Origin of the sequence: Streptomyces sp. NPDC001668, assembly GCF_042893155.1 — a bacterium.
In the GTDB taxonomy this organism is placed as follows: domain Bacteria; phylum Actinomycetota; class Actinomycetes; order Streptomycetales; family Streptomycetaceae; genus Streptomyces.
In genome coordinates this window covers 695,776-714,976 of sequence record NZ_JBIAUQ010000003.1, presented here as the reverse complement: position 1 = coordinate 714,976, position 19,201 = coordinate 695,776, and the positions used below count along the sequence as shown (strand labels likewise).

The window sequence follows — 19,201 nt, the reverse complement described above, 5'->3', positions numbered from 1 at the left end:
TCATAGGTTGCGGCTATGGGACTCTTCGACAAACTGACCGGAACCAAACACCCGGCCGACGGCATTGCTGCGCTGTCCGCCGATGAGGTGCGTGCTGCCTTGCTCGGCCTCAACAGCGTTGAGGTTCCGTACGTCATCCGGGACGGCCGCGAAGAGGGTGCGGATCTGGTAGCCGAGTGGCGTGTCCTGGAGCCGGCCTGGCGAACCTTCTTCCTGCGCAGCCAGCTGAGCCGGGTGTTCAAGGTCTATATGCGCCTGGTTCCGGAGAAGGACGAAGTCCGTGCCCTTGACCAGCAATTCGAGGTCGAGTGGCTCGGCGACACCCCCAGGCTCTCGTTGTCGCCGGAGGCTCAACGTGGTCAGGTAAAGAGCACCTCGAAGCAATGGTCGCTGAGCCGGGGCGAAGACGGCAATCGAGAGGAGACCTTCAGCTTCGACAGCGACGACCTCAAGAATCCGCTCCAAGGCGTAGTCCTGAAGTCCGGCTGGACCTGGCGGGGAGTCATCTCCGGCCGACTGTGAAAGCGCAGGTCCTGGGCGGTGCGGACGAACCTCTTTGAGTGGTCAACTCGCGGGGGAAGCCGAGGCATCGGCCTCGAAGTCGAAGTTGATCTGGTTTCCGTCGACAGAAGTCACCGTGACCGTCACACCCAAGGTGCTTCCATCGTCGGCTGTCAGCTTGCACCGGGTGGTGTTGCCGACTTTGCCGACGACATCCTCGGGGCAGCTGATGTCGGGCTTCGGTTTCCCCGTCGTGGAGGCGAGCTTCTCGGAAACCAGAGTGGCTAGCTTTTCCGCAGACATCTTCGGTTCTGATTTTCCGGCGTCGACCGAGGCCGAGCATCCGGCAAGTAGCATACCGACTGCTACGGTTGTGAGAATCGCAGTCCCAGCGGGCAATCTCATCATTTTTCTAGTGAATTCCCATCATGTGAATTGGCTGCCTCCTACCCCTGGGGTGGCCACGGGCCATGGGGTGGGGTGGGCTGCTGTGTGGCGCTCAGCGCGCACGTCGCTCGTCTGAAGGCCATCCGTATTCCTCTCCCATACCCGCCGTGGGTGTGCCCCGGTGGACACACCCACGCATCCTGTCATGTGCCGGTGAGCACTGAGCGACTATCCGATGACACGCATCACGGTCGCGTCGCTCATGACGGCCCTGACCCTCACCCCGGCCCAGGCCGACGGCGGCGGCCCCAGGATGGACCCCAACGACCCGGCAGAGCGGGGACGAACGGCGCGAGGACACCAACGCGGACGTGAAGTTCGCCCTCCAGGCAGAGGTCCTGTTCGGCAAGGACAGCGCGAAGCTGAACGGCGAGGCGAAGGCCCGTATCTCCGCGATCGCGGCGGAGATCAGGAACCAGAACGCCACCCAGATCCGCGTCTTCGGCTTCACCGACAACCTCGGCAGCTACGCCCACGGCCTCACCCTGTCCCGCAACCGCGCCAACGCCGTACAGGACGTCCTCGACCAGGAACTCAAGGACTCGGGCATCACCTACGAGGTCCGCGGCTACTCCGAGGACTACCCGATCGCGTCCAACACGACAGAGGCGGGCCGCAAGAAGAACCGCCGGGTGGAGGTGTCGTTCCCGCGGGGGGAGAGCTGAATGCTCCCTGCGTACATCGAAGAGGTGGGCGGTCTACCGACCGTAGAGCGTTGTGCTCGGCGGCTCGAACGTCGTCAGAGCTTCGCGGGAGCAGAGCACCCGTGGGCCTTCGCCGAGCGCTCGGCGAACACCTTCAGCGCGCTCCGCTCGTAGGCGCGACCCGGTGTGCTCGCGATGCCCTTGCGGTCGTCATCAGTGGCGGCATACGGCTGCAAGGTGAACAGGGCAAACCCGTCACGGCACTTGGCTGACGTCCAGCTGATCGTCCCGTCTGCAGCCCGCTGTTGGGCGGGGACGCCGGGCGACGGCGTAACCCTGCCGTGGCTCAATACCTGGTAGTTGGAGTACATCTCCTGCGCGTAGGGGCCGAACCGCGCTTTCAGGAGATACCGCGCGCGGGCGTCCGCGTCGGACAGCCGACAGATCTCGTACGGCGCACCCCCGCGGTCGGTCTCGGTGGCGACGGACACCCCTTGCGCGGTGGGGATGCCGGAGCAGGTCCCGTCCGCCGCGCGGAGAGGCTTGCGGGAGTCCTCGCTCACCGGCAGGCCGAGACGCCGTACGGGCTCTCCGAGTTCGGCACCGCACTCCTGCTTCTTCGACACCTTCGCCGCGGTGGAGGTGGCGATCCTGGCGTAGCCCGGTCGGTTCGCGGGATCGTCCATGGTGACGTCGGGCAGCGAGGTCTCCACGGTGATGGAAAGGGCCGCCGCCTTGCTGCCCTCGGCGCAGTCGAGGACCAGACTGACGGTCACGTCCTCCGGCTCGTCCAGGTCCGCCCCGAGGACTCCTGACCATCCGTATCCGACGGGTACGGCGAGATCGTCCGAGCCGTCAGCCCTGTAGAGGGAATCCACGTTCTCCCCGACGGAGGCCGCGTCGACGACACGGATCTCGGCTGTGCCGCCGCCGTCGACGTGCACCCAGCAACTCGCCACCATGTCCCAGTACCGCTTGTACTCAGCCGTCTCCTTGACCTTGACCTCTCCGGACCCGAGGACCCCGCGCACCACATCCCGGTCGAGGAGACCGCCACAGGCGGCGTCGAGCGCCGAGTTGTCACTCCACCGCTGGAAGTCCCCGTGCACATACAGATATCCGAGCACACCGGCGGCCGTGACCGACAGTGAGATCACCGCTCGCAGGACGATCCGTCTCACTGCCACTCCTGTACCTCTCCAAGGATCTCGGTGTCGTGGCGACCCTGTTGCCGGGGCCAGTCGTCGGGTTGAGAAGGCTCTGTCGGCCAGGAAGGACAGCGCCGTACCGGAGCTCGGTGGTCTTGGTCCCCGCGTACGCGGCGGTCATGGCCGGCTGCCGCCACCCCGCGTCCTTGTACGGCCGTTCCACGCGCTCCCCGAAGGAGGTGTGCAGGCTCTTGAACTTGGTGGAGGTCTCGGCCCACCGGTCGGCGGCGCTCTTGAGGTTGCCGAGCTTGAGGTGGTAGAGCTGTTCGTACGTCGGCATCGGCCGGACTTCTCCCCGTGAAGACGATCGTGTGAGGCGAGCTGAGGCGTGGTCCTTCAGCCGAACGGCGACGGCTGGACGGACTTGACCGTCTGGGTGTTCACCGACTCGACCTCGACGTAGTTGTTGCCGGTGGTCCCGAACTGCGCGCTGAGGTCCCGGCAGCGGCCGACCAGTCCGTCCACCTGGAGGGACCAGACTGACGCGAGGCTGTTGAGCGCTGCGCCCAGTCCGCCGCTCCAGTCGGCACTGAAGTCCGTGGCCGCCGAGCGGGTCTCGTCGAGTGGATGATCACCGGCGGTCCGCGTCTCACCTGCGATCTCGGAAGCCCCGCTCCCCGCCTTCTTCAACGCTTCCGGGTGGTCAACGTCTGTACCGCCTGACACGACTTGGCCCCTTCTCATCCCCGTGAGGCGGCGCCTGGATACCGCCCGTGAAGGTGAGATTACCGTAAGAGGATCAAGCGGATCGCGGACGCTTCTGGCCTACCCTGGGCACGACGGCCTCCGCCTGTGCTCCGAGACGCAGCCCTGTCTTTGAGTGGACGCATCCTGGCCTGATCGGTAGTGCTGACCACCCTCGCCGCGGCGACGGGTGCCGCCACACTCGCGCCCACGCACCCCCGGCCGATGGCCGAAGGCCGGCAGCTGCGGCAGCTGACCGGACAAGAACTCACCAAGGGTCTGTTCGGCTGCGGTGCCGCGATCAACGCCGGCAGCCGCCCCGGCTTGGGCCCCCTCCGACCTCCCCGTCAGCGCGTTCGGCCGAGTCGCGGCGCCCCCCACACACCCACACCGTCACTCCACAACAACCTTCACCCGCACCCCCACCCGAACCCCCCACCCCTCCATCACCCCCGCCCTCGCCTCCAGCACATGCCGCGACCGCACCCGCGGCAACCCCAGCCGTCCCGGCCTCATCGTGCGGACGGCGATCACGCGGAGGCCGCGGTCGAGGTAGGCGACGTCGATGGGGAAACGCATCCCGAAGGTGTGCACACTGCCCGCGGGGGAGAGGAGCAGGGCCCCGTCCACGGAGTCCCGGCCGAGCAGTCCCCTCGTCCGGGCGCGGTAGGAGGAGGCGATCTCCAGCGGTACGGCGAGCTCCTCCCGCTCACCGTGCACGATCAGCTTTCCCCGGCCGTCCTGCCAACGCCCCATCCCGGAACCGCCCTTCGTCATGGCGTTCCCACGCCGTCCCCGTCGCCCCCGCTACCGTGGACCGATCCTCTCTCCACTGCCCAGGTCAGGTGTCCGATGCGGAAAATCGTCCTGATGATGTCCATGTCCCTCGACGGCTACATCGAAGGACCCGACCACGACATCGACTGGCACACGGTCGACGACGAGCTGCACACGCACATGAACGCCACGGTGGGAGCCATGGGCGGGCTGCTCCACGGCCGTGTCGTCTACGAACTCATGGCCTCCTACTGGCCCACCGCCGACGCCGACCCCGACGCCCCCGCGTCCGTCCGGGAGTTCGCCCCGATCTGGCGGGACCTCCCCAAGGTCGTCTACTCCCGGACCCTGACGAAGGTCGACTGGAACTCCACGCTCGTCCGTGAGGTCGTACCGGAAGAGGTCCGGGCCCTGAAGGAGCAGCCGGGCGGTGATCTCGCGCTGGGCGGGGCCGGCCTCGGGGAGACCTTCCTGCGGTACGGCCTCGTCGACGAGCTGCGGATCTACGTCCACCCCGTGCTCGTCGGCCGGGGCAAACCCCTGTTCCCGCACAGCGACACGCTGACCTCCCTCCGGCTCGTCGAGTCGCACACCTTCGGCAACGGCGTGGTGCTGCTGCGGTACGAGCCGGCGTCGTAGAGAGGTTGTTCCTGGCTCCCCGGCGGGTAGGAAGGGCCGCATGACCGGACTCGGCGCGGTGTTCCGTCCCCAGCTCCCTCCCGAGCGGCTGCGGGCCCTCGCCCGGCTCGCCGACGAGACGGGGCTGGAAGAGCTCTGGCTTTGGGAGGACTGCTTCCGGGAGGGCGGGATCTCCACCGCCGCTGCCGCCCTCGCGTGGACCGAGCGGGTGCGGGTCGGGGTCGGCCTGCTGCCCGTCCCGCTGCGGAACGTCGCCATCACGGCGATGGAGGCGGCCACCCTGCACCGGATGTTCCCGGGGCGGGCGGTCCTCGGTGTCGGGCACGGCGTACAGGACTGGATGGCGCAGGTGGGGGCCCGGGCGGAGTCGCCGCTCACCCTGCTGCGCGAGCATCTCGACGCGCTGCGGGCCCTGTTGCGCGGGGAGCGGCTCAGCACACGGGGGCGGTACGTGACCCTGGACGACGTCGGCCTCGACTGGCCGCCCGCCGAGCCCGCCGAGGTGCTCACCGGGGCCACCGGCCCGCGCACCCTCCGCCTCTCGGGCGAGGCCGCCGACGGCACGGTGCTCACCGCCGGGACCCCGCCCGAGGGTGTCCGGCGGGCCCGCCGGCTCATCGAGGAGGGACGGCAGGCGGCGGGGCGGACGGACCCGCACCGGGTCGTCGTGTACCTCCTCACCGCCACCGGACCCGACGCGGCCGCCCGGCTGCGCGCCGGACTCGCCGACGAGGGCCACGCCGATGTCCCCGACCTCGGGGTCGCCGGGGACGCGGACGCCGTCGCCAAGGCCGTGCAGCGGCTCGCCGACGCCGGCGCCGACACGGTCGTACTCCAGCCGACCGCCGACGAACCCGACCCGGAGGGCTTCGTACGGTTCACCGCGCGGGAGGTCCGGCCCCTGGTGGGCTGACGGAAAAAATGGGCGGCGGTCACCGGCATGCTCCTGCCACGATCAATCCCATGGCCGCCTCACACCCCCACTCCCCACACTCCCACTCCTCGCACCACCGCTCCCCGCACCCCCATTCTCCGCACGCCCACTCCCCGCACCCTCACACCTTCGAAGCCCTCGTCGCCGAGGGTGCCTCCGTCCCCACCGAGGGCTGGGACTTCTCGTGGTTCGAGGGGCGGGCCACCGAGGCGCGGCCCTCCTGGGGGTACGCGCGCTCACTGGCCGGACGGCTGGCCGGTGCCGCGGCCTCGCTGGACATCCAGACCGGCGGCGGCGAGGTCATGGACTTCGCCCTCGGGCAGGGCGGCAGGACGCCCGTGCTCGCCGCGGCCACCGAGGGCTGGCCGCCGAACGTCGCCAAGGCCACCGCACTGCTGCGCCCGCGCGGCATCGTGGTCGTCGCCGCGGCGGAGGACGCGCCGCTGCCCTTCGCCGACGACACCTTCGACCTGGTCAGCAGCAGGCACCCGGTCAACCCCCAGTGGGCGGAGATCGCGCGCGTGCTGCAGCCCGGCGGCACCTACTTCGCCCAGCATGTCGGCCCCCGCAGCGTCTTCGAGCTCGTCGAGTACTTCCTAGGCCCGCAGCCCGAGTCGCAGAGCTCGGACCGCCATCCCGACCGCGACCGCGCCGCCGCCGAGGCCGCCGGACTGGAGATCGTGGACCTGCGTGCCGAGCGACTGCGGGTCGAGTTCCACGACATCGCCGCCGTCGTCCACTTCCTGCGCAAGGTGGTGTGGATGGTCCCCGGTTTCACTGTGGCCGAGTACGAACCCCGGCTGCGGGCCCTGCACGAGCGGATCGAGTCCGAGGGGCCCTTCGTCGCCCACAGCAGCCGCCACCTCCTTCAGGCCCGCAAGCCGCAGGCCTGACGTTCCCGCCTGCGGACGAGTCTCAGGGCGTCAGGGCGACCTCCGGCTGGAACCCCCGGATGACTACAAACCGGGCAATGCGTATATCGTGGGCTGATCTGCCCCACATATCCATGGTCTTCACGGGGTTTCCACATTGTTATCCCAGGCGGCTCGCGTCAGGGCCTCGACTGACGTAAATTCAATGCGAGGCAATTCGCGCCAGCAAAGCTGCGCGGTGGCACCGTGCAGAGGAGGGGGCTGCGCGGTGCCGCGCCCACTTCCCGGCGTCAAAGAAACGTTCCGACCCGGAGTCACCCGCTCGGGCGATGCCTCACACCCCCATGATTCCGCCGTGATTCGGCCACGAAACCCCCATGAACAGGGCTTCGACCGGCCACCGCGCCGTCGCCGTCCGACTCCGGAGAGTAGTTGTGGCACGCCGATGCACACACCATCCCTCACGAAGGGTTATGGTGGAAACCCCCCCTCGGGCCGGTCCGTCTCCCCCCCACGGACCGGCCCGTTTTTTTGTGCGCGCAGCACACCGCGAGGCACGCACGAGACACCTGCGCGGCGCGCACGTGATGCGCATGACAGGGGCGGCCGGGGTACCCGCTCAGGGCGCGGAGTCGTAGCGGCAGGCTCTGTGCCGCGTGGGCACCAGCGGTCGCCGACGACCCGCGGTGGCCCATGCGCCAGCAGGCCCCCCGCAGTTGGCGCCCGGAAGCCCCGGTACGCTCTAGCCGCGGGGACCGCCATCTCAAAGGGGCTGACTTTCACGTGAACCTGCGCGACAAGCTGCGCGGCCTGCTGGTCAGGCTGTACGCACGCCGGGTGGAAGGCCACCTGGACCACGCCCAGGTGCCCAAGCACATCGGTGTCATCGTGGACGGCAGCCGGCGCTGGGCGAAGGCCGCCGGTTCCACCCCTGTCGACGGCCACCGCGCCGGTGCGGAGAAGATCGAGGAGTTCCTCGGCTGGTGCACCGAGACGGACGTCGAGGTCGTCACCCTGTGGCTGCTGTCCACGGACAACTTCAACCGCCCGCCGGAGGAGCTCGGCCCCCTCCTCGGCATCATCGAGGACGTCGTGCGCACCCTCGCCGCCGACGGCCGCTGGCGCGTCCACCACGTCGGCACCCCCGACCTGCTGCCCTCCCCGATGCAGACGGCGCTCAAGGAGGCGGAGGAGTCCACCGCCCACGTCGACGGGATACTCGTCAACGTCGCCATCGGCTACGGCGGCCGCCAGGAGATCGCCGACGCCGTACGGTCCATGCTGCTCGACGCGCAGGAGAAGGGCACCTCGATGGAGGAGCTCGCCGAGGCCGTCGACATCGACATGATCGGCCGCCATCTCTACACCGGCGACCAGCCCGACCCCGACCTGGTGATCCGCACCAGCGGCGAGCAGCGGCTGTCCGGATTCATGCTGTGGCAGACCGCCCATTCGGAGTACTACTTCTGCGAGGTCTTCTGGCCGGCCTTCCGCAAGGTCGACTTCCTGCGCGCGCTGCGGGACTACGCGGCCCGTCACCGGCGCTACGGCGGCTGACGCGACGGCCTGGAGTACCCCTTTTGGGGCGGAAGTAACAAGGAGTTCACCAGCGCGCCGTCATATGCGCTGGCATGGCACCGCATGTTCGAGGGCATAAGCCAAGCAGGTCGATGCCCGAACCACGGGTGTCGGATCTCAGCGGGCGGCACGGGGCCGTCCCGCCCGGGAGGCCCTTTGCACCAGCTCGACCGTGCGGTCTCAGCACGGAAGAAGCAGTGGAGGGCCGGTTCCCGGCCCGTGCAAACGGGCCGTCGACCGGTCCAGCTCCACTCCGTCGCTCCCCGACCTCATCCGAGGGGGTACGTCCTTCCGTGGTGACCAGCACAAAGCGCCGTATGCCTGACCGGCGCACCTACGTTCTCGACACCAGCGTCCTGCTGGCCGACCCGAACGCCCTGAGCCGCTTCGACGAGCACGAGGTCGTGCTCCCCATCGTCGTGGTCACGGAGCTGGAGGCGAAGAGGCACCATCCCGAACTCGGCTATTTCGCCCGGCAGGCCCTGCGCCTGCTCGACGAGTTCCGGGTGCGGTTCGGCCGCCTCGACGCCCCCATCCCGATCGGGGAGCTGGGCGGGACCGTCCGTGTCGAGCTCAACCACTCGGACCCCAGCGTGCTGCCCAGCGGCTACCGCCTGGGGGACAACGACTCCCGCATCCTCGCGGTCGCCCGCAATCTGCAGGCCGAGGGATTCGACGTCACCGTCGTGTCGAAGGACCTCCCGCTCAGGATCAAGGCCTCGTCCGTCGGTCTCCTCGCCGAGGAGTACCGCGCCGAGCTCGCCATCACGGACGCCTCCGGCTGGACCGGAATGTCCGAACTGACCCTGCCCGGCGAGCAGGTGGACATCCTCTTCGAGGAAGGCCACGTCTACGTCCCCGAGGCCTCCGAGCTGCCCGTGCACACGGGACTGACCCTGCACTCCGAGCGCGGAAAGGCGCTCGGCCGGGTCGCGCCCGACGGCAACATCCGTCTGGTGCGCGGCGACCGGGAGGCGTTCGGCATCAAGGGCCGCAGCGCGGAGCAGCGCATCGCGCTGGACATCCTGCTCGACCCGGACATCGGGATCGTGTCCATGGGCGGCCGGGCCGGCACCGGAAAGTCGGCGCTCGCGCTGTGCGCGGGCCTGGAGGCGGTCCTGGAGCGCCGCCAGCACCAGAAGGTCATGGTCTTCCGCCCGCTGTACGCGGTGGGCGGGCAGGAACTCGGCTATCTGCCGGGCTCCGAGGCCGAGAAGATGAGCCCCTGGGCGCAGGCGGTCTTCGACACGCTGTCCGCGGTCACCAGCCGCGAGGTCATCGAGGAGGTCACCGCGCGCGGGATGCTCGAGGTCCTGCCGCTCACCCACATCCGCGGCCGCTCGCTCCACGACGCGTTCGTGATCGTGGACGAGGCGCAGTCCCTGGAACGGAACGTCCTTCTCACCGTTCTGTCCCGGATCGGAGCGAATTCACGGGTGGTTCTCACCCACGACGTGGCACAAAGGGACAATCTCCGCGTCGGTCGCTACGACGGTGTCGTCGCCGTGGTGGAGAAGCTGAAGGGGCACCCCCTCTTCGCCCACGTCACGCTGACGAGGTCCGAGAGGTCCCAGATCGCGGCCCTTGTGACCGAAATGCTCGAAGACGGCCAAATCTGAGGTAGTACACGCTCGTTGGCGCCGTCCGGAAAGGCCAAGAGCCTAGCCGGGCGGCGCCTTCGCGTGTCGAGGTTTCTCGAAATCCCTGGGGTCAAACGGGATGTGAGCTTTCACACGCAACTCAGAATTGCCACCCGGCGTCCGGTTACGGCAGAGTCTCGGTTCTGTCAGGCCCCGCATACGGCACACCTGTACCCCCAGCGGTACGGCACCACAGCAGCACCACCAACTCCATAGTCGAAGCCGTATGCCGCCCGCGCACCACGCGGCGCTCCCCCCGCGGGAGTTGCCCACCGGGCCCGCGCCTCCCGTGACCCCGCAGTTGGGAGGCCAGTGTTCAGGGGCACGATTGCGTCCGCCAGGGTCACCGAAGCGGGCGATGCTGGAAGGAAACCGTGTGAGCCCGATTTCGGTCCGGGGATTCGCAGTGGCCTCAGCCACCGCGGTCACCGCTGTAGGAAGCGTTGTCGGAGTTGCCTCCGGCAGTGTCGCGCAGCCGAACGACGCCGAGACGACGGCAGCCGACACGACGACGCTCCTGGCGGACATCCCCGCGGGTGAGCAGGCTCAGGTGCAGACCGCGTCCCTCACGCAGCAGGCCGACTACCAGGCCATCGCCGCGGATGCGAGCGCCAAGAAGGTCGCGGAGGAGTCGGCCCGCAAGGCCGCCGCCAAGTCCGCGATCGAGAAGAAGGAGGCCGCCGAGCAGGCGGCCAAGGAAGCCAAGGAGCGCGCCGAGGCCAAGGAGAAGGCCAGCCGGAGCTCTTCCAGCTTCCCGGTGCAGAGCTCGTACACCGTGGCGCAGATCCAGGCGATGGCCGCGTCGATGGTGCCGAGCGGCCAGTTCCAGTGCTTCAGCAACATCGTGGACCACGAGTCCAGCTGGAACTACCGCGCCGTCAACGCCTCCTCCGGTGCCTACGGTCTCTTCCAGGCCCTGCCGGGCTCCAAGATGTCGTCGGTCGGTGCCGACTGGCAGACCAACCCGGCCACCCAGATCAAGTGGGGCCTCAACTACATGGACAGCCGGTACGGCAGCCCCTGCGAGGCCTGGTCGTTCTGGCAGGCCAACCACTGGTACTGAGCGCGCCCGGCTCTCAACCTCGCGAGGCCCCTCCCCGTCCTAGGGGGAGGGGCTTTTGCCATGTACGGTCGGACCGGACGACTCCAGGGGGGAGTGGTGGGGAGAGACGGGGGAAGAGGACGGATCATGTCGCGAGTGCCAGGGTGGATCGGTCGGCTCGGTGCCCGGCTGACCGATGTGGGAGAGCGGTTGGACGAGCGCCGCGCCGAGGTGGCCCGTGAGGAGGCCGAGGCCGAGGCCGCCGAGTCGCCCGAGCGCGAGCGCGGGCCGGGGAAACCCGCGGGCGCCGCCTCCCGCCCGCCCGTCGTGCTGGTCCCCCGCCCCGACCCGGCGCAGGCCGTGCCGTGGGGCGTACGGGTCGCCGCCGAGGCCGGCTGGCGGCTCCTGGTCCTCGCGGGCACCGTCTGGGTGCTGATGCGGATCATCAGCTCCGTACAGCTCGTCGTGTTCGCGTTCGTCGTCGCCCTGCTCATCACCGCGCTGCTCCAGCCGACGGTGGCCCGCCTCATGCGGCACGGCGTCCCGCGCGGCCCCGCCACCGCGCTCACCGCGATCCTCGGCTTCGTCATCATCGGCCTGCTGGGCTGGTTCGTGACCTGGCAGGTCATGGAGAACATCGACGACCTCTCCGACCAGATCCAGAACGGCATCGACGATCTGCGCAACTGGCTGCTGAAGAGTCCCTTCCACGTCACCGACAAGCAGATCAACCAGATCGCCAAGAACCTGCGGGAGGCGGTCGGCGCCAACACCGACCAGATCACCTCGGCGGGCCTGGAGGGCGTCCAGGTCGTCGTGGAGGCCCTCACCGGCATCCTGCTGACCTTCTTCTCCACCCTCTTCCTGCTCTACGACGGCCGGCGCATCTGGGGATGGACGCTGAAGCTGGTCCCCGCGGCCGCCCGTCCCGCCGTGGCCGGCGCCGGCCCGCGCGCCTGGCGCACCCTGACCGCCTACGTCCGCGGCACGGTGCTGGTGGCCCTCATCGACGCCGTCTTCATCGGCATCGGCATCTACTTCCTCGACGTCCCCATGGCCGTCCCGCTGGCCGTCTTCATCTTCCTGTTCTCGTTCATCCCGCTCGTCGGCGCCGTCGCCTCCGGCGCGCTGGCGGTCCTGGTCGCGCTCGTCACCCAGGGCGTCTTCACCGCGGTGATGACCCTCGCGGTGGTCCTCGCCGTCCAGCAGATCGAGGGCCACATCCTCCAGCCGTTCATCCTGGGCCGCGCGGTGCGCGTCCACCCGCTCGCGGTCGTCCTCACGGTCGCCACCGGCGGCATGGTGGCCGGCATCGGCGGCGCGGTGGTGGCCGTACCTCTGGTGGCGGTGACCAACACGGTGGTGAGCTACCTCAAGGCGTACGCCGAGGAACAAGCGCCGCCACCCGAGGCCGAGGACGAGGTCGTGACGGAGGACGCGGAGGACGTCGTCACCGAGGAGCAGGGGGCGGAAGAGCCGCCGCCGGACCCTGAAAAACCTGCCTCGGATTCGGTCAAATGAGCGCCGAACGCATTGTTTTTGAGCAGCCCGTGAACTCAACTTCCGTCAACTAACGGCAGCTGGGAAACCCGCACCCGGAATATGCGCCCGGACTGATACACATTCCCTCCTCAGCGCTACGCGTCAGGCGTATGTGCGAGGCGGCGGGGGGTGTGATGTCGGGCCACGAACACCTGGCTCAGGCCCTGGCCGCGTGCGGCCGGGACGGCTTCACCGGAGAGCTGCGGGTCACCGGGACACCCGGCGGCACCTTCCACTTCGGCGACGGCCGGGTGGTCGCCGTGGAGTCGCCGGGCGCCCCGGGCCCCGAGGCGCTGCTGTTGCGCTCGGGGCGGGTCAGCGGCGAGCAGTGGGCCGAGCTGGTACGGGAGTCCGGCGGCTCGCGCTGGCCGGCCACGGCACTCATCGCCCACGGCTACGCGGGCGCCGCACAACTGCGGGTGGTGTGCGCGCTGGCCCTGCACGACGCCGCCTTCGCGATGGCCGCCGGCCGGGTGGAGGAGTGCGAACGCCTCGCCACCGCGGAGCCGTTCGCGCAGGTCCCCCTGGGTGAGCCGCCGCTGCGGCTGCTCCAGGACGCGCTCCGCAGACTCACCGCACTCGCCGCGCTGCCGCACCCCGTGCACCCCGACCGGGAACGGCCCGTGCGCTCGGGCACCGGCAACGCGTCCGGGGCCCTGCGGCGCGAGTTGCTCACGCACGCCGACGGTCGCAGTACGGCCCGCGACCTCGCCTTCCGGGTCGGGCGCGGGGTCTACACCGTGACCGTCGAGGTGGCCCGCATGCTCGACGAGGGGCTCCTGGTGTGCGCCGGCCCGCCCGCCGCCGTCGTCGTCCGCTCCCTTCCGGGTGGCGACGAACTCCGGCCCCGCGAACCCCCGTCCGTGGAGCAGTCCGCGTCCCCGACGCGAACCGATCTGCCCCGCCGAAAACCCGGCAGCTTCTTCCGACTCCGAAACGGAATACCCAAATGAAAAAGCCGATCAGATGTGAACAGATTCAGGGGAGTTGAGTACATGGATCACCAAGCCCTGGCGCTTGAAATGCGCGGTCTGCGCGAACAGGTCACCGGAATCACGGATACCGCGCTCGCCGCCGCGGACGGACTGCTCATCGCCGCGGACACCGCCGACTCGATCGACCCGGAGGGGCTCGCCGCGCTCGCCGCGGCCGGTCTCGGCCTCGCCCGGCGCACCGCCGAGGCGACCGCCCGCGGCACGCTGCGCCGGACGGTGACGTACGGCAGCCACGGCTGCGCCGCCTTCTACGCCGTCGGTGACACCGCCCTGATGGTCGTGCTCGGCGACGAGGGCATGGACGTGGACCACCTGCACCGGGCGACCCAGCCGACCCTGAACCGGATCGGCTCGATCCTCACCGACAAGGCGACCGAGAAAGCATCAGAAGGAGTCTGAAGGGATGGCGACGAAGCGTATGACCCCAGGTTTCTCCGACCAGGTGATGGGCCTGGTCAAGTCCCTTCGCACCGACGCCCCCGACTGCGTCGCGTCCGGGGTGGTCGACATGTCCACCGGCATGCTGCTGTCGTACGAGACGGTCGAGAACCATCCCCCGGAGGTCCTGGACCTCCTGGCGGGGGCGACTCTCGACCTGTTCCAGGGCCGCACGGTCGTGATGATCGAGGACGTCTTCAAGGAGCGCCGCGGGATCGCCAGTGACAACCACTTCTTCCAGGAGATCCTGGTCAACAGCGAGAACCTCACACACCTGTTCGTGCGGCTGGTCGAACAGCAGGACGTCGTGGCCGTGGTCGTGTGCCGCAAGTCGGTCAACGTCGGCATGCTGTTCGCCCAGGTCCGGCGGGTGGTGAAGGAGTACAGCCTCTGAGCGGACCCCCGGCTGCGGGCGGCTACTCCGTCCGCAGCCCGTCCGGCCGCATCAGCCTCAGCAGCGGCGGCAGGCTCAGCAGCGTCACCACGAGGACCACCCCGGCGCCCACGCCGGTCATCGACAGCACACTCGACCAGTCCACCCGCACCGGGGTGTCGGTCATCTTCAGCAGGACCACCCCCAGCGTCAGCCCCACCACCGAGGCCAGCAGCAGACCGAGCCCGACCGGGATCGCCGTCTGCCACAGCACCGACAGACTCAGGGTGCGCCGCCTGGTACCGAAGGCGACCAGCGCCGACAGGAGCTTCCTGCGCTCACGCAGCTGCTCCAGCTGGGAGACCAGCAGGCTCGCCCCGATCAGCGCGAGGACACAGACCGCGCCCACGAACAGGCCGGTGCGGATGGAGGAGTAGCGGTCGTTGCTCTCGGTGGAGACCCAGGTCATGGGCTCCTCGTACGGGTTGATCCGGGCGGCCGTGTTGCGGACGTGGTCGCGCGCGTCCGGGAGCGAGTCGTCCACCCGCACATAGATCTGTCCGCGCACCCCCGCCGCGGCCTGTGCCGGGAAGGCGCCCGGGGTGACCAGGATTCCGCCGCGCCGGTAGCCCGTCGGGTCGGCGATGGACTCCGCCTGCTTGACGGCCTTCGGGACCGTCCAGACGACCGAGGTCTGCTTCTCCGCGGCCTCGGAGGTGTCGAACCAGAGCTTCTGGCCGGGCCGGGCCGTCACATTCGACTCGTCGTCGGTGTTCTGCCTTTCGGTGTCGCTCTCGCCCGCCGACGGCGCGACATGCGAGACGAAGACATCGCCGTCGCGGCAGGAGGGCAGCTTGGCCACCTCACGCAGGGACGTGCAGTCGGCGACGGTCACCCGGGCCCAGTTCGCGTCCTCGCCCGTCCCGTCGTTGACGAAGCCCTCGTCGAACGCGTACACCTGCCGGACGCCCTTGGTCGCGGCCAGTTCCTTCGCGGTCGCCGCGAGCGCCTTCCCCTTCGGGACGGTCACCTGCATCTGCGCCCGCGAGATGTCGTAGCCGGTGTCCTTCGTGTAGTCGCTCTCGGTGCCCGCGAACAGCATCTGCAGCGCGATCGCCCCGGCCACCGCGACCGCGATGCCGTTGACCATCCGGGCCGCCGTGCCGCTGCTCAACTGGAGCCTGCGCACGGCCAGTTGCCAGGACACCGCGCCCGCGCCCAGCCGGGCCACGACCGCCTCGACGATCCACGGCAGCAGCGCGGTCACACCGACCAGGAGCAGGATGACACCGCCGCTGACGAGGTACTGGTTGAAGTCGCCGCCGTCCCGGCCCTGTCCGACCATCGGGTACAGCATTCCGAGCCCGGCCAGCGGCAGCAGCAGCCGCCACCACAGCCTGCGTCGCGCGGGCTTGGCCGTACGCACCACGCCGAGCGGCTCGATCACCACGCCCCGCAGGGCCACCAGCGTCACCAGCACGGCCGCCGCCGGCACCGCGACCGCGACCAGCAGGGCCAGCAGCACGGAGGGGTTGAGATAGCTCGGGAACACGCTCTGCCCGAACACCTCGACGGAGCCCGCCACTTCACGGCCGATCAGGAAGAACACGGTGCCGAGGACCAGCCCGAGCACCGCGCCCGCCAGCGCCTCGCCGGCGGCGATCCGCCGGGTCGAGCGGCCGTCGGCACCCACCAGGCGCAGGGCCGCGAGCCGCCGGTCGCGCCGCTCGCCGCCGAAGCGGACGGCCGCGGTGATGAACACGGCGACCGGCATCAGCAGCACCACGAAGACGACCAGGACCAGGAGCACCAGCACCGGGTCGGAGTCCGACTCGGTCGGGTTCGGGTTCCCGTACTTGGCGATCCGGCTGACCCCGGCGCCGTTGACGTCCTGGGCGGCGAGCCCCTTGGCCCCGCGGTAGAAGGCGAGTTCGTGGGAGCCGATCAGCCCGCTCTCGGCGATCGTCCCGGCGATCCGGTTCGGCAGCCGCTCCCGCAGCAGCTTGCCGTCCTCGGATTCCAGCAGTTTCTTCAGCGCGGGGGAGACGACCATCTCGCCGACCGCGGGGAACTTCGCGACCCCGGGCGGCAGCGGCGCCTTCGGCCCCTCGGGCTCCAGGTCCCGGCCGCGGATGTCGGTGTCCCGGAAGGTGGTCGACGCGTTCCCCGACAGCAGGGTGTTGTCGGCCTTCTTGATCTCCTGCCCGTAGTTGATGTCCGCGCGGGCGTCACCCCGCTCGTGCCGTACCGCCAGCGCGTTCGGCAGCGCGGTGGTCAGCAGCAGCAACGCCACCCCGAGCCCGACCCCGACCGCGGTCAGCAGCGCGCGGACCCATCCCTCGCGTCCGCCCGCGAAGGCGAACCGAACCCCCATGGAGAGGTCTCTCCACCACTGCCTCACGCTCATACGACCCGCTCCATGTCCCGGGACTTCCCGTCCCGTACGACGATCTCGCGGTCGGAGTAGGCGGCCACCCGTGCCTCGTGGGTGACGAGGACGACGGCCGCGTTGGTGGACCGGGCGGCCTCGGTGAGCAGCTCCATGACCCGCTCGCCGTTGAGGGAGTCCAGCGCGCCGGTCGGCTCGTCGGCGAACAGCACGCGCGGGTTGGTCACCAGGGACCGGGCCACGGCCACCCGCTGCCCCTGACCGCCGGAGACCTCACCGGGCCGCTTCTTGCGGAGGTCGTCCACCTCCAGGCGCTCCATCCAGCCGAGCGCCGCCTTCTCGGCCTCCTTGCGGGAGGTGCCGTTCAGCCGCAGCGGCAGCGCCACGTTCTCCACGCAGGTCAGTTCGGGCACCAGCTGCCCGAACTGGAAGACGAAGCCGAACTCGGAGCGGCGCAGCGCACTGCGCTCGGCGTCGCTCATCGTCGCCATCTCCCGGCCGGCGTACTGGATCGAGCCCGAGTCGGGTGTGACGATCCCGGCCAGACAGTGCAGCAGGGTCGACTTGCCGGACCCGGACGGGCCCATCACGGCGACGACCTCGCCGGGATGTATGGAGAACTCGGCACCGTCCAGCGCGACGGTCGGGCCGTAGGTCTTGCGCAGCGCGTCGGCGACGAGAAGGGAACCTGCCGGGGTCACTTGACCACCTCCGCGAGCTTGTCGAGACGCGCGGCGGTCAGCTCCAGCCAGCGCAGGTCGGCTTCCAGGTGGAACAGGGCGTGGTCGCAGATCAGCTGGTCGGCGAGGTCGCCCTTGCGCTTGCGGTCGGTGAGGATGCGCATCATCCGCAGGTGTTCGGCGCGCTGGGTGTCGAGGATGTCCCCGGCGTCCCGGTGCGTGAGCAGCGCGAGGACGACCTTGGTGTACAGCGTCGACTGCAGATACGGCTCGGGCTTCTCGGGCGTCGCGAGCCACCGCTGTACGTCGGTGATCCCGGCGTCCGTGATGGCGTACCGCTTGCGCTCGGGACCGCCGCCGGGCTCGATGCCGTCGACTTCGACGAGCCCGTTCTTCAGCAGCCGCGACATCGTCGAGTAGACCTGGCCGTAGTGCAGCGGCCGGTCGTGACCGAACTTCTCGTCGAAGGCCCGCTTGAGGTCGTAACCGTGGCGGGGCCCGGACTCCAGGAGCCCTAGGAGGGTGTGACCGATGGACATGAGGAGGACTGTACATGCGGTGTATACCCCTCGTGTATACGCGCCGTGTGCAGTCACGTCCGGGGCGTGTGGAGCCGCAGGTGGGGGCCGATTGTCACGGTTCTGCTACGCGCCCGGGGCGTCCTTCGGTGGGCGCCCGCGGCGCGGCAGCGGGCCGGCTTCCCCCGGCAGCCGGCCGGCCTCCTTCAGGGCCCTGCGCAACAGGAACTCGATCTGCGCGTTCGCCGACCGCAGCTCGTCCCCGGCCCACCGCGCCAGCGCCTCGTACACCAGCGGGTCCAGCCTCAGCAGCACCTGCTTGCGCTGCTGAGGCCGCCGCTCGGGGGAGCCCCCGTCGGAAGGTGCCGTCACTGGTAGAGCGTCCCGGTGTTGAGGACCGGCTGCGGGGCGCGGTCGCCGCACAGCACCACCATCAGGTTGGACACCATCGCCGCCTTGCGCTCCTCGTCCAGCTCGACGATGTCCCGCTCGGTGATCCGGGCGAGCGCCTCCTCGACCATGCCGACCGCCCCCTCCACGATCTGGCGCCGGGCCGCGACGACCGCGCCGGCCTGCTGCCGCTGGAGCATCGCCGAGGCGATCTCGGGCGCGTAGGCGAGGTGCGTGAAGCGGGACTCGATGATCTGCACCCCGGCCGACTCCACGCGCGCGTGCAGTTCGGTCGCGAGCTTCTGGGTGATCTCGTCGGCGTTGCCGCGCAGCGAGAGGCCGTCCTCCTCGTGGGCGTCGTAGGGGTACTCGATGGCGATGTGCCGTACGGCCGTCTCGGTCTGGGTGGCGACGAACTTCACGAAGTTGTCGACCTCGAAGGTGGCCTGCGCGGTGTCCTCGACCTTCCACACCACGACCGCGGCCAGCTCGATCGGGTTGCCGTAGGCGTCGTTGACCTTGAGGACGGCGGTCTCGTGGTTGCGGACCCGGGTGGAGACCTTCGTGCGGGAGGTGAAGGGGTTCACCCAGCGCAGGCCGTCCTGGCGGATCGTGCCCTTGTAGCGCCCGAAGAGCTGGACCACGCGGGCCTCGCCGGGGGCGACCGTGTTCAGGCCGCGCAGCGAGATGAACGCGGCGACCAGCACGAGAGCGCCGGCGATGGCGAAGCTGGGGCTCTCCCCGCTGAGGAGGAGCAGGTAGACGGCGAGCAGCAGCCCGATCAGGCCCAGCAGCAGCGCGAGCGCCCCGCCGATGCTGCGCGCGGCGAACTCCCGCACCCGCGGGGCGGGCATGTCGGGTGCGTCGGCGATGGGTTCGGAGTCTTGTGCGGACATGGAGGTCCCCCGTT

20 protein-coding genes and 1 pseudogene are annotated in these 19,201 nt (G+C 69.7%); 12 read left to right on the top strand and 9 right to left on the bottom strand.

What is annotated here, in order from left to right:
• Positions 1-15 precede the first annotated feature (15 nt).
• Positions 16-522, top strand: coding sequence for a hypothetical protein (locus ACFYZ8_RS12945; protein ID WP_359030112.1), 507 nt, complete (start codon positions 16-18; stop codon positions 520-522).
• Positions 523-564: 42 nt separating this feature from the next.
• On the opposite strand, the gene ACFYZ8_RS12940 is transcribed toward ACFYZ8_RS12945, so the two are convergent.
• Positions 565-906, bottom strand: coding sequence for a DUF4333 domain-containing protein (locus ACFYZ8_RS12940; RefSeq protein ID WP_359030328.1), 342 nt, complete (start codon positions 904-906; stop codon positions 565-567).
• 217 nt (positions 907-1,123) lie between these two features.
• On the opposite strand from ACFYZ8_RS12940, the pseudogene ACFYZ8_RS12935 reads away from it, so the two are divergent.
• Positions 1,124-1,613, top strand: a pseudogene (locus tag ACFYZ8_RS12935) (OmpA family protein).
• Between the two features lie 74 nt (positions 1,614-1,687).
• Here ACFYZ8_RS12935 and ACFYZ8_RS12930 read toward each other — a convergent pair.
• The 3 genes from ACFYZ8_RS12930 to ACFYZ8_RS12920 form a co-directional block, all read right to left on the bottom strand.
• Positions 1,688-2,773 carry a hypothetical protein gene (locus tag ACFYZ8_RS12930; protein WP_388534914.1) on the bottom strand — a complete coding sequence of 362 codons (1,086 nt, stop codon included), beginning with the start codon at positions 2,771-2,773 and terminating at the stop codon, positions 1,688-1,690.
• A gap of 363 nt (positions 2,774-3,136) precedes the next feature.
• A complete protein-coding gene (locus ACFYZ8_RS12925) occupies positions 3,137-3,466 on the bottom strand; it encodes a hypothetical protein (RefSeq protein WP_388534912.1) in 330 nt (109 codons plus the stop codon).
• A gap of 411 nt (positions 3,467-3,877) precedes the next feature.
• Entirely contained in the window at positions 3,878-4,240 is a 363-nt protein-coding gene (locus tag ACFYZ8_RS12920; protein ID WP_388535080.1) for a DUF192 domain-containing protein, read from the bottom strand.
• A 96-nt stretch (positions 4,241-4,336) separates the two neighbouring features.
• Between ACFYZ8_RS12920 and ACFYZ8_RS12915 the strand changes: the two genes are divergently transcribed.
• The 10 genes from ACFYZ8_RS12915 to ACFYZ8_RS12870 all read left to right on the top strand — a co-directional run bounded on the left by ACFYZ8_RS12915 (position 4,337) and on the right by ACFYZ8_RS12870 (position 14,335).
• Positions 4,337-4,900: a dihydrofolate reductase family protein gene (locus ACFYZ8_RS12915; RefSeq protein WP_388534909.1), complete on the top strand. Its 564-nt coding sequence runs from the start codon at positions 4,337-4,339 to the stop codon at positions 4,898-4,900.
• A 40-nt stretch (positions 4,901-4,940) separates the two neighbouring features.
• On the top strand, positions 4,941-5,813 hold the full coding sequence (locus ACFYZ8_RS12910) for an LLM class flavin-dependent oxidoreductase (protein ID WP_388534906.1): 873 nt from the start codon (positions 4,941-4,943) through the stop codon (positions 5,811-5,813).
• 50 nt (positions 5,814-5,863) lie between these two features.
• Entirely contained in the window at positions 5,864-6,727 is an 864-nt protein-coding gene (locus tag ACFYZ8_RS12905; RefSeq protein ID WP_388534903.1) for a class I SAM-dependent methyltransferase, read from the top strand.
• Between the two features lie 762 nt (positions 6,728-7,489).
• A complete protein-coding gene (locus ACFYZ8_RS12900) occupies positions 7,490-8,263 on the top strand; it encodes an isoprenyl transferase (protein WP_037719963.1) in 774 nt (257 codons plus the stop codon).
• Positions 8,264-8,577: 314 nt separating this feature from the next.
• Positions 8,578-9,903 carry a PhoH family protein gene (locus ACFYZ8_RS12895; protein WP_359030118.1) on the top strand — a complete coding sequence of 442 codons (1,326 nt, stop codon included), beginning with the start codon at positions 8,578-8,580 and terminating at the stop codon, positions 9,901-9,903.
• A 379-nt stretch (positions 9,904-10,282) separates the two neighbouring features.
• On the top strand, positions 10,283-10,987 hold the full coding sequence (locus ACFYZ8_RS12890) for a transglycosylase SLT domain-containing protein (RefSeq protein WP_359030119.1): 705 nt from the start codon (positions 10,283-10,285) through the stop codon (positions 10,985-10,987).
• A gap of 126 nt (positions 10,988-11,113) precedes the next feature.
• Positions 11,114-12,487: an AI-2E family transporter gene (locus tag ACFYZ8_RS12885; RefSeq protein WP_359030120.1), complete on the top strand. Its 1,374-nt coding sequence runs from the start codon at positions 11,114-11,116 to the stop codon at positions 12,485-12,487.
• 155 nt (positions 12,488-12,642) lie between these two features.
• Positions 12,643-13,461, top strand: coding sequence for a MarR family transcriptional regulator (locus tag ACFYZ8_RS12880; RefSeq protein ID WP_359030121.1), 819 nt, complete (start codon positions 12,643-12,645; stop codon positions 13,459-13,461).
• Positions 13,462-13,503: 42 nt separating this feature from the next.
• Complete coding sequence (locus ACFYZ8_RS12875; protein ID WP_359030123.1) at positions 13,504-13,902, top strand: roadblock/LC7 domain-containing protein; 399 nt, start codon at positions 13,504-13,506, stop codon at positions 13,900-13,902.
• Between the two features lie 4 nt (positions 13,903-13,906).
• The gene (locus ACFYZ8_RS12870; protein WP_359030124.1) at positions 13,907-14,335 is read left to right on the top strand and encodes a hypothetical protein; all 429 of its coding nucleotides are present in this window, start codon (positions 13,907-13,909) and stop codon (positions 14,333-14,335) included.
• Positions 14,336-14,357: 22 nt separating this feature from the next.
• Here ACFYZ8_RS12870 and ACFYZ8_RS12865 read toward each other — a convergent pair whose 3' ends face one another.
• From ACFYZ8_RS12865 to ACFYZ8_RS12845, 5 genes are all read right to left on the bottom strand, one after another.
• The gene (locus tag ACFYZ8_RS12865) at positions 14,358-16,721 is read right to left on the bottom strand and encodes an ABC transporter permease (protein ID WP_388534897.1); all 2,364 of its coding nucleotides are present in this window, start codon (positions 16,719-16,721) and stop codon (positions 14,358-14,360) included.
• Positions 16,718-17,404 carry an ABC transporter ATP-binding protein gene (locus ACFYZ8_RS12860; protein ID WP_359030126.1) on the bottom strand — a complete coding sequence of 229 codons (687 nt, stop codon included), beginning with the start codon at positions 17,402-17,404 and terminating at the stop codon, positions 16,718-16,720. The genes ACFYZ8_RS12865 and ACFYZ8_RS12860 overlap by 4 nt, the downstream gene beginning before the upstream one ends.
• Positions 17,401-17,922, bottom strand: coding sequence for a PadR family transcriptional regulator (locus ACFYZ8_RS12855; protein ID WP_359030127.1), 522 nt, complete (start codon positions 17,920-17,922; stop codon positions 17,401-17,403). Before ACFYZ8_RS12855 ends, ACFYZ8_RS12860 begins: the two co-directional genes overlap by 4 nt.
• 105 nt (positions 17,923-18,027) lie before the next feature.
• Positions 18,028-18,273: a hypothetical protein gene (locus ACFYZ8_RS12850; protein WP_359030128.1), complete on the bottom strand. Its 246-nt coding sequence runs from the start codon at positions 18,271-18,273 to the stop codon at positions 18,028-18,030.
• Complete coding sequence (locus ACFYZ8_RS12845) at positions 18,270-19,187, bottom strand: SPFH domain-containing protein (RefSeq protein WP_388534892.1); 918 nt, start codon at positions 19,185-19,187, stop codon at positions 18,270-18,272. Before ACFYZ8_RS12845 ends, ACFYZ8_RS12850 begins: the two co-directional genes overlap by 4 nt.
• Positions 19,188-19,201 lie beyond the last annotated feature (14 nt).

Bases quoted from the DNA above. Each gene is read 5' to 3' on its own strand.
- ACFYZ8_RS12945 (WP_359030112.1), top strand. From the start codon at position 16: ATGGGACTCTTCGACAAACTGACCGGAACCAAACACCCGGCCGACGGC.
- ACFYZ8_RS12940 (WP_359030328.1), bottom strand. From the start codon at position 906: ATGAGATTGCCCGCTGGGACTGCGATTCTCACAACCGTAGCAGTCGGT.
- ACFYZ8_RS12920 (WP_388535080.1), bottom strand. From the start codon at position 4,240: ATGGGGCGTTGGCAGGACGGCCGGGGAAAGCTGATCGTGCACGGTGAG.
- ACFYZ8_RS12915 (WP_388534909.1), top strand. From the start codon at position 4,337: ATGCGGAAAATCGTCCTGATGATGTCCATGTCCCTCGACGGCTACATC.
- ACFYZ8_RS12910 (WP_388534906.1), top strand. From the start codon at position 4,941: ATGACCGGACTCGGCGCGGTGTTCCGTCCCCAGCTCCCTCCCGAGCGG.
- ACFYZ8_RS12905 (WP_388534903.1), top strand. From the start codon at position 5,864: ATGGCCGCCTCACACCCCCACTCCCCACACTCCCACTCCTCGCACCAC.
- ACFYZ8_RS12890 (WP_359030119.1), top strand. From the start codon at position 10,283: ATGCTGGAAGGAAACCGTGTGAGCCCGATTTCGGTCCGGGGATTCGCA.
- ACFYZ8_RS12885 (WP_359030120.1), top strand. From the start codon at position 11,114: ATGTCGCGAGTGCCAGGGTGGATCGGTCGGCTCGGTGCCCGGCTGACC.
- ACFYZ8_RS12880 (WP_359030121.1), top strand. From the start codon at position 12,643: ATGTCGGGCCACGAACACCTGGCTCAGGCCCTGGCCGCGTGCGGCCGG.
- ACFYZ8_RS12875 (WP_359030123.1), top strand. From the start codon at position 13,504: ATGGATCACCAAGCCCTGGCGCTTGAAATGCGCGGTCTGCGCGAACAG.
- ACFYZ8_RS12870 (WP_359030124.1), top strand. From the start codon at position 13,907: ATGGCGACGAAGCGTATGACCCCAGGTTTCTCCGACCAGGTGATGGGC.
- ACFYZ8_RS12865 (WP_388534897.1), bottom strand. From the start codon at position 16,721: ATGAGCGTGAGGCAGTGGTGGAGAGACCTCTCCATGGGGGTTCGGTTC.
- ACFYZ8_RS12855 (WP_359030127.1), bottom strand. From the start codon at position 17,922: ATGTCCATCGGTCACACCCTCCTAGGGCTCCTGGAGTCCGGGCCCCGC.
- ACFYZ8_RS12845 (WP_388534892.1), bottom strand. From the start codon at position 19,187: ATGTCCGCACAAGACTCCGAACCCATCGCCGACGCACCCGACATGCCC.